This window comes from Roseateles asaccharophilus (assembly GCF_031458115.1).
In the GTDB taxonomy this organism is placed as follows: Bacteria; Pseudomonadota; Gammaproteobacteria; order Burkholderiales; family Burkholderiaceae_C; genus Pelomonas; species Pelomonas asaccharophilus_A.
The window spans coordinates 206,599-220,744 of the sequence record NZ_JAVDXV010000004.1 but is presented as its reverse complement, the minus strand read 5'-3'; the positions used below and the strand labels follow the sequence as shown (position 1 = coordinate 220,744).

General features: G+C 70.6%; 10 protein-coding genes. 5 read left to right on the top strand and 5 right to left on the bottom strand.

The features are described from left to right. Positions 1 to 109: 109 nt before the first annotated feature. From J2X21_RS11930 to J2X21_RS11920, 3 genes are all read left to right on the top strand, one after another. A complete protein-coding gene (locus tag J2X21_RS11930) occupies positions 110 to 1,771 on the top strand; it encodes a SulP family inorganic anion transporter (protein WP_310328727.1) in 1,662 nt (553 codons plus the stop codon). Positions 1,772 to 1,796: 25 nt separating this feature from the next. Beyond that, positions 1,797 to 3,290, top strand: a complete 1,494-nt coding sequence (gene gshA, locus J2X21_RS11925; protein WP_310328726.1) for a glutamate--cysteine ligase — start codon at positions 1,797 to 1,799, stop codon at positions 3,288 to 3,290. Positions 3,291 to 3,546: 256 nt separating this feature from the next. Next, positions 3,547 to 4,203 carry a YecA/YgfB family protein gene (locus J2X21_RS11920; RefSeq protein WP_310328725.1) on the top strand — a complete coding sequence of 219 codons (657 nt, stop codon included), beginning with the start codon at positions 3,547 to 3,549 and terminating at the stop codon, positions 4,201 to 4,203. On the opposite strand, the gene J2X21_RS11915 is transcribed toward J2X21_RS11920, so the two are convergent. Both J2X21_RS11915 and J2X21_RS11910 read right to left on the bottom strand, forming a co-directional pair. Beyond that, positions 4,204 to 6,606, bottom strand: a complete 2,403-nt coding sequence (locus J2X21_RS11915) for an alpha/beta hydrolase family protein (protein WP_310328723.1) — start codon at positions 6,604 to 6,606, stop codon at positions 4,204 to 4,206. Between the two features lie 36 nt (positions 6,607 to 6,642). Beyond that, complete coding sequence (locus J2X21_RS11910) at positions 6,643 to 7,926, bottom strand: Hsp70 family protein (RefSeq protein WP_310328721.1); 1,284 nt, start codon at positions 7,924 to 7,926, stop codon at positions 6,643 to 6,645. Positions 7,927 to 8,009: 83 nt separating this feature from the next. On the opposite strand from J2X21_RS11910, the gene prsT reads away from it, so the two are divergent. Further along, positions 8,010 to 10,796 (top strand): XrtA/PEP-CTERM system TPR-repeat protein PrsT, encoded by a 2,787-nt coding sequence (prsT, locus tag J2X21_RS11905; protein WP_310328720.1) that lies wholly within the window; start codon positions 8,010 to 8,012, stop codon positions 10,794 to 10,796. 1 nt (position 10,797) lies between these two features. Here prsT and J2X21_RS11900 read toward each other — a convergent pair whose 3' ends face one another. Then, a complete protein-coding gene (locus J2X21_RS11900) occupies positions 10,798 to 12,075 on the bottom strand; it encodes a D-amino acid dehydrogenase (protein ID WP_310328719.1) in 1,278 nt (425 codons plus the stop codon). 17 nt (positions 12,076 to 12,092) lie between these two features. After that, the gene (locus J2X21_RS11895; RefSeq protein WP_310328717.1) at positions 12,093 to 12,731 is read right to left on the bottom strand and encodes a LysE/ArgO family amino acid transporter; all 639 of its coding nucleotides are present in this window, start codon (positions 12,729 to 12,731) and stop codon (positions 12,093 to 12,095) included. A gap of 73 nt (positions 12,732 to 12,804) precedes the next feature. Here J2X21_RS11895 and J2X21_RS11890 point away from each other — a divergent pair, with 73 nt between their 5' ends. Beyond that, on the top strand, positions 12,805 to 13,710 hold the full coding sequence (locus J2X21_RS11890; protein WP_310328716.1) for a LysR family transcriptional regulator ArgP: 906 nt from the start codon (positions 12,805 to 12,807) through the stop codon (positions 13,708 to 13,710). 7 nt (positions 13,711 to 13,717) lie between these two features. On the opposite strand, the gene J2X21_RS11885 is transcribed toward J2X21_RS11890, so the two are convergent. Then, a complete protein-coding gene (locus J2X21_RS11885) occupies positions 13,718 to 13,888 on the bottom strand; it encodes a hypothetical protein (protein WP_310328715.1) in 171 nt (56 codons plus the stop codon). Positions 13,889 to 14,146: the final 258 nt, after the last annotated feature.

Sequence of the window (14,146 nt, the reverse complement as noted above, 5' to 3'; positions counted from 1 at the left end):
CCCGGTCGGTCTCCCGAGGGGACGGCGATGCTCGCGGGGTTTGCCCCGCTTGCACATCGCCAGACGGGCCGGCTTGGGAGCGGCCCGGCGCTCGGCCCATAGGAACACCATGAAGCACAGTTGGCGCGCCGACCTGATCGCCGGCGCCGTCGTCGCGGTGCTGCTGATCCCGCAGAGCCTGGCCTACGCGATGCTGGCCGGCCTGCCGCCGCAGGTGGGCCTGTACGCCAGCCTGCTGCCGCTGCTGGCCTATGCGGCCTTGGGCTCCAGCCCGGTGCTGGGGCTGGGCCCGGTGGCCGTGCTGGCGCTGATGATCGCGCAGGCGCTGTCCGGGCTGCCGGCCGGCGTGACGCCGGAGGCCGGCGCGCTGGTGCTGGCCGCCGAGATCGGCGCGCTGATGGCACTGGCGGCGCTGCTGCGGCTGGATGCGCTGAGCAGCCTGCTGTCGGTGCCTGCGCTGCGCGGCTTCGAGAACGGCGCGACGCTGATGATCGCCGCCAGCCAGCTGCCGGTGCTGCTGGGCAGCGCGGCGGCGGGCTTCACGCTGCCCGACCTGGCGCGCACCGCTATGACGGGCGGCTGGGGTCTTTCCAGCACGGTCTGGGGCGCGGTGGCGCTGGCACTGCTGCTGATGTCGCGCCGCATGGGCCTGCCGCTGCTGGCGCGTCTGGCGCCGCTGTTGCTGCTGCTCGGCGCGATGGCGCTGTCGGCGTTCACGCCGGCGGCCCAGGGCGTGGCGCAGGTCGGTGCGTTGCCCACGTTGGCCTTGCCGCTGGGGCTGCCGTCGCTGGATCGCGCGCTGTGGCTGCAGCTGCTGCCCAGCGCGGCGCTGGTGGCGTTGATGGCCTTCGTGTCCAGCTTCGCGGTGTCGGAGTCGCTGGCGCAGCGGCGCGGCGAAAAGCTGCTGCCGGCCGCCGAGCTGCGCGGGCTGGCGGCGGCCAATCTGGTGGCGGCGGTCAGCGGCGGCATGCCGGTGGCGGGCAGTTTTTCGCGCAGCATCCTGCTGCACGAGGCCGGCTCGCGCACGCGCTGGACGCTGGTGTTCGTCGCCGCCTTCATGGCGTTGGCCATGCTGCTGCTGGCCGGGCCGCTGGCCCACCTGCCCAAGCCGGTGCTGGCGGCCACCATCGTCGTCGCGGTGCTGGGTGGCTTCACGCTGCGCCACTACGCCGAGGCCTGGCGCTATGCGCGCGCCGAGGGGCTGCTGATGGCGGCGGTGTCGACCACGGTGCTGCTGTGGAGCGCCGGCGCGGCGCTGGCGCTGGGCGTGGTGGGCTCCATCGCGCTGCTGATCCAGCGCACCGCCCAGCCCCATGTGGCGCGACTGGGTCGCGTGCCGGGCACGCAGCACTACCGCAACGTGGAGCGCTACGCGGTGGAATGCCAGCCCGAGGTGGTGGGGCTGCGCATCGACGAGAGCCTGGTGTTCACGAACGCGCGCGGGCTGGTCGACGCGGTGCTGGCGCGCGTGCAGGAGCACCGCGAGCGCGTCGGCGCGCCGGCCCGAGTGCTGCTGCTGATGGCGCCGGTCAATCACATCGACGTGTCGGGCCTGACGGCGCTGCAGGAGCTGCGCGCCGCGCTGGCGGCCGAGGGGCTGCGGCTGGAGCTGTCCGAGGTCAAGGGCCCGGTGCTGGACCGGCTGCGCGCCGTGGGCTGGCTGGAGGCGCAGGACGTGTCCCTCTACCTCAGCCATCACGAAGGCATGCAGGCCGGCGAACATGCCCTGAGGCCCAGTCTGGCCGACATGGACGCGCCTGGGCAGCTGTAGCGCCGTTCTGCTACCGTCCTGCCCGATGAACGATAAAGAGACATTGCTGGGCATCCGCCGCGGCATTGAAAAGGAAAGCCTGCGCGTGCTGCCCGCCGGGGGGCTGGCGTTGACGCCGCACCCCATCGCGCTGGGCGCCGCGCTGACGCATCCGCACATCACGACGGACTACAGCGAATCGCAGCTGGAGCTCATCACCGGCGTGCATGCCGGTGTGGACGACGTGCTGGGCGAACTGGCCGAGATCCACCAGGCCGTCTACCGCGCGCTGGCCGACGAGCGGCTGTGGGTCAGCTCCATGCCCTGCGGCCTGCCGGCCGACGAGACCATCCCCATCGGCCGCTATGGCAGCAGCAACATCGGCCGCGCCAAGAGCGTCTACCGCATGGGCCTGGGCCAGCGCTACGGCCGGCGCATGCAGACCATCTCGGGCATCCACTACAACTGGTCGCTGCCCGGCGTGGGCACCGACGGCTATTTCGGCGCCATCCGCAACTTCCGCCGCGAGGGCTGGCTGCTGCTGTACCTGTTCGGCGCCAGCCCGGCGTTGTGCGACAGCTTCGTGCACGACCGCGATCACGGCCTGCAGCGCCTGTCCGAGCACAGCCTGTACCTGCCGCACGCGACGTCGCTGCGCATGGGGCGGCTGGGCTACCAGAGCGACGCGCAGGCCAGCATCTCGGTCAGCTACAACTGTCTGGACAGCTACGCCGCGTCGCTGCAGGAAGCGCTGAGCCGCCCGTACGCGGCCTACGAGGCCATCGGCGTGCAGACGCCCGGCGGCGACTACAACCAGCTGTCCACCAGCCTGCTGCAGATCGAGAACGAGTTCTACAGCACCATCCGCGCCAAGCGCGTGATCCGCTCCGGCGAGCGCCCGCTGCACGCGCTGCGCGAGCGCGGCGTCGAGTACATCGAGGTGCGGCTGATGGACCTGGATCCGTTCGAGCCCATCGGCATCGCCGCCGACACCATCCGCGTGCTGGACACCTTCCTGCTGCACTGCCTGAACAGCCCCAGCCCCGGCGACACGCCGCAGGAGGGCGCGCTGAACGCCCGCAACCAGCACCGCGTCGCCGCGCGCGGCCGCGAGCCGGGTCTGGTGCTGGAGCACTGGCAGGGCGGCGAGCGCACGCTGGCCGACTGGGCCGGCGACATCCTGGCCGGCTGCGCGGCCCAGGCCGAGTTGCTGGACGCCGCGCATGACGGCGACGCCTACAGCGCCGCGCTGAAGCGCGTGGCGGAGCGGCTGCGCAATCCGGCGCTGTGCCCGTCGGCCCGCGTGCTGGCGGCGATGGCACAGGACTTCGACAACAGCCATGTGGGATTCATCCGGCGCCAGAGCGATCTGGCTCGCAGCGCCGTGCTGGGCCTGCCGTTCCCGACGGCGCTGCAGCAGCGCTTCGAAGGCCTGGCCGCGCAGTCGCTGGCCGAGCAGGCGCGCATCGAGGCGGCCGACACGCTGGACTTCGAGGAATTCCGACGCCAATACGTGGCACCGGAGCGCATGGAAGTGTGAAGCCCCTCGCCCGGTCGGTCCCCCGAGGGGACGCCGATGCTCGCGGGGCTTGCCCGCTCGCACAACGCCAGACGGGCCGGCTTGGGGCGACCCGGCGCTCGGCCCCTGGGGAACTTCAGACGAAAAAAAGACCCGGTCAGCAAGCTGTCCGGGCCTCCAAGCCCTCGGGTGAGGGCGTCGTTGGGAAATGCCAATGTAGGCCTGTCGACCGCGCCGCAGGGGGCACTATTCACCTGGTGCTGTCGATAATCCTGACATGAGCTCCTTGCACCCCCGCGCCCTCGAAGCCCTGTCCGAAGCCGACCTGGAGCGCCTGCAGGCCTTGCTGGATGGGCTGCCGGCGCCGCTGGAGCCGCTGGACGTCAGCATGCTGGACGGCTATCTGTGCGGCGTGCTGCTGCAGCCCGAGGCCGTGCCGCTGGCGGCCTGGCTGCCGCCCATCCTGGACAGCGAAGGTCGCCCGACGCCGCAGCGCGTGGACGACGAGCTGCTGGCGCTGCTGCGCCGTCGCCACAAGGAATTGAACGTCGCCATCGCCGGCCGGCAGTGGTTCGACCCGTGGATCTTCGAACTGGACGACGACGCGGAACCCAGCGAGACGGTGCTGCCCTGGGTGGCCGGCTTCGCGCATGCGCTGGACGCGCATCCGGCGCTGATGCGCCTGCCCGAGGAACCCCTGCTGGAGCCGCTCGCGGCGATCTACCTGCACCTGGACCCGGATGACCTTGAGGATGCCGACACGCTGCTGGAGGAGATCGAGGATCTGGAGCCACCGGCCGACCTGGAAGAGGCCGTCGAAGGCCTGGTCAGCGCCGTGCTGATGCTCGCCGACGTGTCGCGGCCGTTGAAAGCCGCACCGCGGCAGGCGCCACACGGCGGACAGCGCCGCCGCGGTCCCCCGCCGCGGCGTTGATCACTTCGGCGCGCGTGGATCGCGCGTCTGGCGCTTCATCCAGGCGCTCATTTCAAACAGCGTATGGCCGATGGATTCGCGCGCCGAGTAGCCGTGTGACTCGTGCGGCAGCACCACGTAGCGCACCTGGCCGCCGGTGCCGGCCAGCGCCTGGTACAGGCGTGCCGACTGCAGCGGGAAGGTGCCGGGGTTGTCGTCGCTTTCGCCGTGCATCAGCAGGATGGGCTCCTTCAGCTTGTCGGCGTAGTTGAACGGCGACAGGCGCAGGTAGACGTCCTGCGCCTCCCAGTAGGTGCGGCGCTCGCTCTGGAAGCCGAACGGCGTCAGCGTGCGGTTGTAGGCGCCGCTGCGGGCGATGCCGGCCTTGAACAGGTCGGTGTGGGCCAGCAGGTTGGCCGTCATGAACGCGCCGTAGCTGTGGCCGCCCACCACCATCTGCTGCGGGTCGCTGACGCCCAGTTCCGCCGCCTTGTCGATGATGGCCTTGGCGTTGGCCGTGATCTGCTCGACGAAGCTGTCGTTGACGGTCTTGGGGTTGCCGACCACGGGCATGGTGGCGTCCATCAGCACGACGTAGCCGTCCAGCGCCATCATGACCGGGCTGGTGCCGGCCAGCTGCACGAAGCGGCTGCCCGAGCCGCTGACCTGGCCGGCGGTGGACGCGTCGGTGAACTCCAGCGGATAGGCCCAGACCAGCGTCGGGCGGCGTTCACCGGCCTGGTAGTCGGGCGGCAGGTAGAGCCAGAACGACAGCTCGACGCCGTCGGCGCGCTTGAACTTGACCAGCTCGCGCTTGACCGCGCGCAGCTGCGGCGCCGGGTCGGTGTGGCGGGTCAGCGCCTGCAGCTGCTCGAAGCCGGCGCCGCTGCGCAGCATCAGGTTGGGCGGCTCCGTGGCGCTTTCGCGGCTGGTCAGCAGCCCACCATCAGCCAGCAGCGTGATCGGGCGCTCGTAGTGCGTGGCGCCCGAGCGGAACAGCCGTGTGGCCTTGCCGTCCTGCAGGCTGTAGCTGTCGATGAAGGGCAGCTCGCCGTCCTTGCTGGCGCCGGCGCCGGCCAGCAGCAGGCGGTCGCCGCCGTCCACGCGCACGATGCCGCGGCCGTTGGGCAGCACGCGCATCAGCGGCTGGCCGGGGTCGGCGTAGCGGTCGCGCAGCGAGCGGTCCTGCAGGCGCTGCGGCTTGGCCGCGCCATCCAGTGCGATCAGGTCGGCCGAGATCCACAGGCGGTCGCGGTCGAACTCGGCCACGATGGCGCGGTCACCGGCGTCGACGAAGTTCAGGCTGCTCAGGCGGCCCGCCGTGCGGTGCACCTCGCGGGCCTCACCCTGGTAGGGCGCATCCAGCCGCATCAGCCGGTCGCGGAAGGGCACCTTGTTGCGCTGGTCGCCGCCGTCCAGCGCCTCGACCCAGTAGACGGCGCCATTGGCCTGGGGCGACGCCCAGAAGTTGCGCGGGCCCGTGATGACGCCTTCGACCGGCACGCCTTCCTTGAGCTTGATGGTGCCCAGGTCGCGCAGCAGCCGGCCGTTGAAGTCGCGCAGTTCGACCTGGGCTGCGAAGTCGCGCCAGGTGACCTGGTAGCTGAACGGCGGCACCAGGCGCTCGGTGATCAGCGCGCCCTGGGTGCCGACGACTTCGAGCTTGCTGTACAGCCCCGGCGTGCCGATCTCGCGCGAGGCGCCGGTGGACAGCTTGATGCGGCGCAGCGCCGAGCTGGCGTGGTGGCTGAACAGCGCGGCGTCCTGGCTGTTCTGCAGCAGGTCCTGCAGCGTGCGCTCGGGCGAGTTGCGGCCCATGGACTCCTGGATGACGGGGCCGCTGGGCGCGTCGAACTGGGGCGCGGGGCCGCGCTTGTCGGGCACGGTCAGCGCAATGATCTCGTCCGCCGAGACCCAGGCCACCGAGGTCTCCAGCAGCGTGTTGAGCTTCACGCCCTTGACCTGCCGGACCTGGGCCGTCGCCACGTCGCCCACCCACAGCTCGGTGGCGTTGGCGGTGCGGCGGTTCAGCAGGAAATGACGGCTGTCTGGCGACCAGCGCAGTGCCGAGAAGCCGCCGCCGGCGGGCAGCTTGACGACGCGTTCTGCGGCGTCCGGCTTCGTCAGCTCGCGCAGCGAGAGGGCCTCGATGCTGACCGTCAGCTGCGGGCTGCTGGCGGCCGCGTCGATGCGCAGGCCCGCCAGGCGCAGCACGGGCCGGGCCAGGTCGGCGACGTTGCGGTAGCGCCGCGTGGCGATGCTGGCCAGCGTGCGCTGATCGGGTGACAGCGCGTGACCCGGCAGCGCCGGGGCGTCCAGCACCGCGCGGATCTCGGCGGAGGGTTGCTGGTAGGTCGTGGGCTCGGCTGCGTGGACCGCGGTGGCGGCCAGAGCGGCAGTGGCCCAGGTCAGGGCTTTCAGCATGAGGTGCGGCTCGGGGTGGCGAAACCGCGCAGCGTATCAGCCGCCAAAAAGGCGCTGCGCGTGCAGCCCCAGCCCGGTCGCGACAGACGCGAAGCGGTCGCCGGTGACGCGCGCGGCCTGCGGGAAGCCGGCCGCCATGCCGTCCACCAGCAGGCGCAGGCCCGTGGAGCCGCCGGTGAAGTACAGCGCGTCGACCTGCTCGGGCTTCAGGCCCGCCAGCGCGACGGTCTCGTGGGCGGTGGCGATGATGCGGTCCAGGTCGGCGCGCAGCGCATCGACGGCGGTCTTCTCGCTGAGCGGCAGCACCAGGCCGGTCTCGACGTGGCTGAGGTCCACCGTCGTGTCGGCACCACCCGAAATGGCGATCTTGGCGCCCTCGGCGCGCGCGGCCAGCTCGTGGCCCAAGCGCTCCTCCAGCACCGTCATCAGCCGCGCGTGCTGGCGCACGTCGCTGAACCAGCTCTTCATGCCGCGCCACTCGGCCACCCGCAGCGGCGCGTAGCAGGTGTTGATCAGGTGCCAGGTGGCGAGGTCGAAATAGATGCCGCTGGGGACTTCACGGCTGTTGGGTCCCGTCGCGCGGTAGCCGAAGGCCTGAAGCAGGCCGGCCAGCTCGATGTGGCGGTCGAAGTCGGTGCCGGCGATGTGCACGCCGTGGCTGGCCAGGATGTCGTCGCGGCGCGCCAGGCGCTGCGCGCGCTCGGGGCCCACGCGTACCAGCGAGAAGTCGCTGGTGCCGCCGCCGATGTCGGCCACCAGCACGATCTGCTCGCCCTTGCCCTCGCGGATGGCCTGCTGCTCGAAGTCGAACGCCGCGGCGATGGGCTCGTACTGGAACTGCACGTCGCGGAAGCCCACGGCGCGTGCGCAGGCCTCCAGCTGGGCTTGCGCAGTCGCGTCGCGCTCGGGGTCGCCGTCGACGAAGAACACCGGCCGGCCCAGTACGGCGCGCTCCGGCTCGCCGGCCAGGCGGCGCAGGCGCTTGAGATAGCCGGACACGATGTCCGAGTATTTGGCGCCGCGGCCGCCGCCCACGTCGGTGGTCTGGTCGATGAGCGGCGAGCCGAGGATGCTCTTCATGGAGCGCATCAGCCGGCCGTCGTGGCCCTCGACGTAGGCGGCCACGGCGGCGCGGCCGAAGGCGCGCGGCGGGCCATCGGCGTCGTGCGGGCCCTCTGTGAAATAGAACACGGCCGTGGGCATGGTGCGCTGACCCGGTTCCAGCTCGATGAGCCGCATGCCGCCGTCGGCCTCCGGCACCGCCACGGCGGAGTTGGAGGTGCCGAAGTCGATGGCACAGAAGCGGGAGGCGGCATTCATGGCTTATTTCCGACCTAGGGGCCGGTCCTGAGAGGGGGCGGGGATTCTAGGGAACACAATCGCGCGCCTGTTTCGGAGGAACGATGAAGACGCGCCAATTCGCCCTGATCCTGCTGGTCGCCGCGCTCGCGGGCTGCAACCAACGCTCGGAGCAAGACCTGCTTGCCGCCGCGCAGAAGCGCATGGAGCAGAAAGACGCCGCCGGCGCCGTCATCGAGCTGAAGAACCTGCTCCAGAAAAATCCGGACAACGCCAATGGCCGGCAGCTGCTGGGCAAGGCCTTGCTGGACGCCGGCGATGTGGCCGGCGCCGAGATCGAGCTGCGCCGCGCCTGGGAGCTGGGCGCGCCGCGCGACGAGGTGGCACCGCTGCTGGCGCAGACGCTGCTGTATTCGGGGCAGTCGCGCAAGCTGATCAGCGAGTTCTCCGACCAGAGCCTGGCCGATCCGCCGGCCATGTCGCTGCTGCTGCAGCATCTGTCCATGGCCTATCTGGCGCAGGGCAACCTGACCGAAGCCAAGGCCGCCGCGGTGCGGGCGCTGCAGCTGGCGCCGGATTCCGAGTCGGCCGTCATCGTCAGCACGCGCACCAAGCTGGCCGGCGGTTTTGCCGACGAGGCGATTGCGGCGCTGGACGAGCTGCTGCTGCGCAGTCCCAAGGCGGTGGCGGCGCTGCAGCTGAAGGCCGAGGTGCTGCTGTCGCGCGGCAAAACGGCCGAGGCCGAGCCGCTGCTGAGCCAGGTGCTGGTGCTGGACCCCAACAGCTATGACGCGCGCTCGCTGCTGGTGCGGCTGGCGCTGAGCCGCCAGGAGGTCGATGCCGCGGCCAAGCTTGTCGAGGCCATGCCGCCGGTGGTGGCCAAGAAGCCGCAGGGCCGCTTCCTGCAAGCCCAGATCGCGCTGGCCAAGAACGACGCGGCCAAGGCCAAGGAATTGGCATTGCCGCTGCTGAAGCTGATGCCCAACTACCTCCCGCTGCTGCGCCTGGGCGCCGCGGCGCACCAGCAACTGGGTGAGCTGGCCGACGCCGAGAACCTGCTCAACCAGGCGCTGAAGCTGTCGCCGGAAGAGATGGGCCTGCGCCGCCAGTTCGCCAGCCTGCAGCTGCAGCGCCGCGCGCCGAACAAGACGATGGAGACGCTGCGCCCGCTGCTGGAAGGCGGCAAGGCCGACGCCGAGACGCTGCTGCTGGCCGGCAAGGCGCAGCTGATGCTGGGCAACTTCGAGGGGGCCGACCAGGCCTTTGGCGCGGCCTCCAAGCTGCGCCCCGACGACACCAAGACACAGGCGGCGTTGGCGCTGTCTGCCATCGTGCGCGACGGCGCGACGCCGGGCGGCGCCAGCAAGTCCAAGGCCGATGCGGCGCTGAACCAGCTGCGCGAACTGGCCGCCAAGGACAGCGGCAGCAACTACGACCTGATGCTGGTCAATTCGCTGATGCGCCGCCAGGACTTCCCGGCCGCGCTGGCGGCGCTGGACAAGCTGGCGCCCAAGATGAAGGACAGCGCGGTGCCCGAGGCGCTGCGCGGCCGCATCCACCTCGTGCGTCGCGACACGGCGGCGGCGCAGGCGTCCTTCGAGGCCGCCCACAAGGCCGATGCCGGCTATCTGCCCGCCGTGCTGGGCCTGGTGGCCCTCGACGTGCAGGCCAAGCGCAACGACGAGGGGATCAAGCGGCTGGAGAGCTTCATCGTCAACCAGAAGCATGCGCCGCAGGCGCGCTTGGCGCTGGCCGAACTGTTGACGCAGACGCAGGCATCGCCATCGCGCGTGACCGAAGTGCTGGCCACCGGCGTGCGCGAGGAGCCGACCGAGGCCGGCCTGCGCCTGGCCTATATCGACCAGCTGCTGCGCGTGGGCAGCACCACCGCGGCGGCACAGGCGGCGCAGGAGGCGTCGGCCGCGCTGCCGCTTAACCCCGATCTGCTGGAGCGCCTGGCGCGCACGCAGTTCGCCTCGGGTGACCGCGCCCAGGCCGCCAAGACCTATGTGCGGCTCAACGCGCTGGCGCCCAACCGCGCACAGGGCTGGCTGGGCCTGGCGCAGCTGCGCTTCGTCGACAAGGACTACGCCGGCGCGGAGCGCGAGGTGAAGCGTGCGCTGGAGGCCGAGCCCAATTCCGTCGCCGCCCAGCGGCTGCTGATCCAGCTGGCCGTGCGCCAGGGCCGCGTGGACGAGGCGCTGGCCGCGTTGCGCGAGCGCCAGAAGAAGTACCCGCAGGAGGCCTATGCGCTGATCAGCGAGGCCGAGATCGAGATCGGCCGCCAGAAGCTGGACGCCGCCATTCCGCTGCTGCGCAAGGCCTCCGCGCTGCGCGACCCGGGCGACGCGCCGGTGCGCCTGTTCGCCGCGCTGCTAGCCGCCCAGAAGCGCGACGAGGCGCTGGCTTTCGAGAGCCAATGGCAGGCCGCCCATCCGAACAACCAGGCCTTCGCCGCCGCGACCGCCGACCTGTTGCTGACGCGGGGCGACTTCGATGGCGCGCTGTCGCGCTACGAGGCGCTGCTCAAGCGCAACCCGGACGCCGTGCCGCTGATCAACAACGTCGCCTGGCTGCGCAGCAAGGCCGGCAAGCCTGGCGCGCGCGAGCTGGCCGAGCGCGGCCTCAAGCTCAAGGCCGACGACGCGGCGTTGCGTGACACCTACGCCACCGTGCTGGCCAACGAGAAGGATTTCGGCAAGGCGATAGGCGTGCAGCGCCAGCTGGTCGGCGACCTGCCTGACCAGCCCATCTACAAGCTCAATCTTGCGAAGCTGCTGATCCAGTCCGGCGACAAGGCGGCCGCCAAGCCCGAGCTGGAGTCGCTGGCCAGGCTCGGCGGCAAGTTCGCCCAGCAGAAGGAAGTCGAGGCTCTGCTGAAGACCCTGTGATTCAGGGCTTGCCGTAGAAGCCGAAGGCCATCTCTGGCCGGCGGCCGGCGATCAGTTCGGCCATCGCGCGGCCCGATCCGGCGCCGTGCGTCCAGCCCAGCGTGCCGTGGCCGGCGTTGATCCACAGGTTGCGGGCCTTCAGGCTGCGGCCGATGTAGGGGATGTTGGTGGGCGTGCTGGGCCGCAGGCCGGCCCAGTAGTTGGGCTCGCTGGTGTCGGCCACGCCGGGGAACAGCTCCTCGTAGCGCTTCACCAGCGCCGCGCAGCGCACGCGGGCGGTCGGCGAGTTCAAGTCCAGGTCGAACCCCGACAGCTCGGCCGTGCCGGCAATGCGGATGTGGTCGCCCAGGCGCGAAATCGCGATCTTGCGGCTGTCGTCCAGCAGGCTGACGACGCTGGCGGCCTCGAGCTTCTTCAGCCGCAGCGTGGCCGAGTAGCCCTTGGCGGGATAGATGTTCAGCGATTCGCCCAGCGGGGCGACGAGTGCCGGCGTGTACGAGCCCATCGCGGCGACGAAGGCATCGGCCCGCAGCGTCTTGCGCTCACCGCTGCGCGTGTGCGCGATCTGCACGGCCTCGATGCCGTCGCCGCTGCGCTGCAGGCCCAGCACGTCGTGCTCATACAGAAACTGCGCGCCGCGCTCGGCGCACAGCCGCGCCAGCTTCTGCGTGAAGACCTTGGCGTCGCCGCTCTCGTCGCTGGGCGTGTAGGTGCCGCCGAAGACGTTGCGGCCGAAGCCGGCCAGCGCCGGCTCCACCTTCAGCACCTCCTCGCGGTTCAGCACGCGGCGGTCCACGCCGTGGCGGCGCATGATCTCGGCGCCGGCCGCGCCGTTGTCGAAGTCGGCCTGGCTGGAGAAGAAGTGCAGGATGCCGCGCTCCAGGCGGTCGTACTCGATGCCCGTGTGCGCCACCAGCTCCTTCAGCGACGCGTGCGAGTAGCGGCCCAGCTGCACCAGCTCTTCGACATTGCGCTCGAACGCGGCCGTCGTGCACTGCATCAGGAAGGCCAGCCCCCAGCGCCACTGGTTGGGGTCCAGGCGGGGGCGGAACAGCAGCGGCGAGTCATCGCGCAACAGCCATTTGGCCACCTTGAACGGCGCGCCGGCGTTGGCCCAGGGCTCGCAGAAGCTGACCGAGATCTGCGCGCCATTTGCAAAGCTGGTTTCGAGCGCCGCATCGGGCTGGCGGTCGACGACGACCACGTCGTGGCCTTCGTCCAGCAGGTACCAGGCCGTGGCGATGCCGATGATGCCGGCACCCAGAACGACGATCTTCATGGGCATCCCTGTTCTTGTTAGAGCGGTTGCAGGAGGAGTTGTAAACCCAGGCCGGCCATCAGCAAAGCGACCAGCGCATCGATGACCCGCCAGGTGTGGGCGCTGCGCAGCCGCGGTGCGGCGGCCGCGGCACCAAAACCCAGCAGGCCGAACCACATCGCCGAGGCCACGCAGGCGCCGGCCGCGAACGCCGGGCGCAGTGCCTCGGGGTGGCGCGCACCCAGCCCGCCCAGCAGCACCACGGTGTCCAGGTAGACGTGGGGGTTCAGATAGGTGAAGGCGAAGGCCGCCGACAGCGTGGCGCCCAGGCTGGACGAGGCGCCGGTGGCTTCCAGGCCGGTGTTGGGCCGCCAGGCGCGCTTTGCGGCGAGCACCGCATAGCCCATCAGGAAGGCGGCGCCACCATAGCGGAAGCACTCCAGCAGCAGCGGTTGCCCCTGTATCAACGCTCCCAGCCCGAACACGCCCAGCGCGATCAGCAGCCAGTCGGACAGCGTGCACACCGCGACGACCGCGCCCACATGTTCACGCCTCAGACCCTGGCGCAGCACCAGCGCGTTCTGCGCGCCGATGGCCAGGATGAGACCGGCGCCCATGGCCCAGCCCTGCGCGAAGACGGCGGGTACGTTGCTGGCGGCGAGGGCGGCGGCGGGCATCCGGTCATTCTCGGCAGACGATCCCGATTGAAGAAGCAGGATTCATATTCTTCGCCGTACATTAGAAGTGCTTATGAATGAATTCGATCCCGCCGCGCTGCGCTGCTTGGCGGCGCTGGCCGATGAACAGGGCTTCGAGCGCGCGGCGCAGCGGCTGTCCATCACGCAGAGCGCCGTCTCGCAGCGGCTGCGCACGCTGGAGGCCCAGGTTGGCCAGCCGCTGGTCGTGCGCTCGCGGCCGCTGCGGCTGACCGAGGCCGGCAAGGTGCTGCTGCGCTTCGCCCGCCAGTTGCAGGCCCTGCGCGTGGATGTCGCCCGCGAACTGGGTGAGCGCGTCGCCCCGCAGTCCCGGCTGGCCATCGCCGTCAATGCCGACAGCCTGGCGACCTGGGTGCTGCCGGCGCTGGATGCGCTGGTGCAGCGGGGCCTGCGTGAGGGCTACGGGCTGGAACTGGTCGTCGACGACCAGGATTTCACCCACGACAGCCTGCGCCAGGGCGACGTGCTGGGCTGCGTGACGACGGTGGCCGAGGCCTTGCAGGGCTGTCGCGTCCAGCCGCTGGGCGTCATGCGCTATGTGGCGGTGGCCAGCCCGGCCTTCCTGGCGGCCCAGCTGCCGGACGGTCTGCATGCCGGCAATTTCGGCGACACGCCCTTCCTGGTGTTCAACCGCAAGGACGACAGCCAGGCGCAGTGGGTATCACAGGCCTTTGGCATCCAGGGGCCGCGACTGAGGGAGCGCTTCGTGCCTTCCAGCGAGGCCTATGTGAATGCCGCGGTGATGGGCTGGGGCGTGGGCGTGGCGCCGGAGATCCAGGTGCGCCCCTGGGTCGAGGCGGGGCGGCTGGTCGTGCTCAGGCCCGAGGTCGGGGTCGACGTGGCGCTGTACTGGCACCAATGGCAGCTGCAGGGGCGAGGCGCCCTGCTGGATCAGATCGGTCAGGCGTTGGCGGAAGGCGCCCGGGCAGCGTTGGCCTGATCGTTGATCACTGGGCCGGCGCGGAAGCGCCGTCGGCGGGAGCGGCGACGGCCGTGGCCATCAGCATCGGGGTGCGGCCGGTCGAGCCGGGTTGCACTGCTTGAGCAATCCACAGCGTGCAGGCAACAACCAGCCCGATCACGCCGTTGGCGATCCATTTCAAGACAGCAGAACTCATGCGGGAAAGCCCGGGGGGATGGGAGAGCGCGCAGCTTAAGCGCATCCGCAGGCGTTTGGATCGATGAAGCTAGGGGAGTTTGTTGGTCAATTGCAATCACGCAACGATCACGCAGTGACGCAAAGGGGCCACAGATGCCGATGCCTACGGGCCTCTTGACCCACCCTGAATGTGTGGTATTTGGAGCAGAGGCAATATTTACTCACAGATGGGGGGTTCTCTTGTCATATGGATCCCGCACACTGACTGCACCAAAGC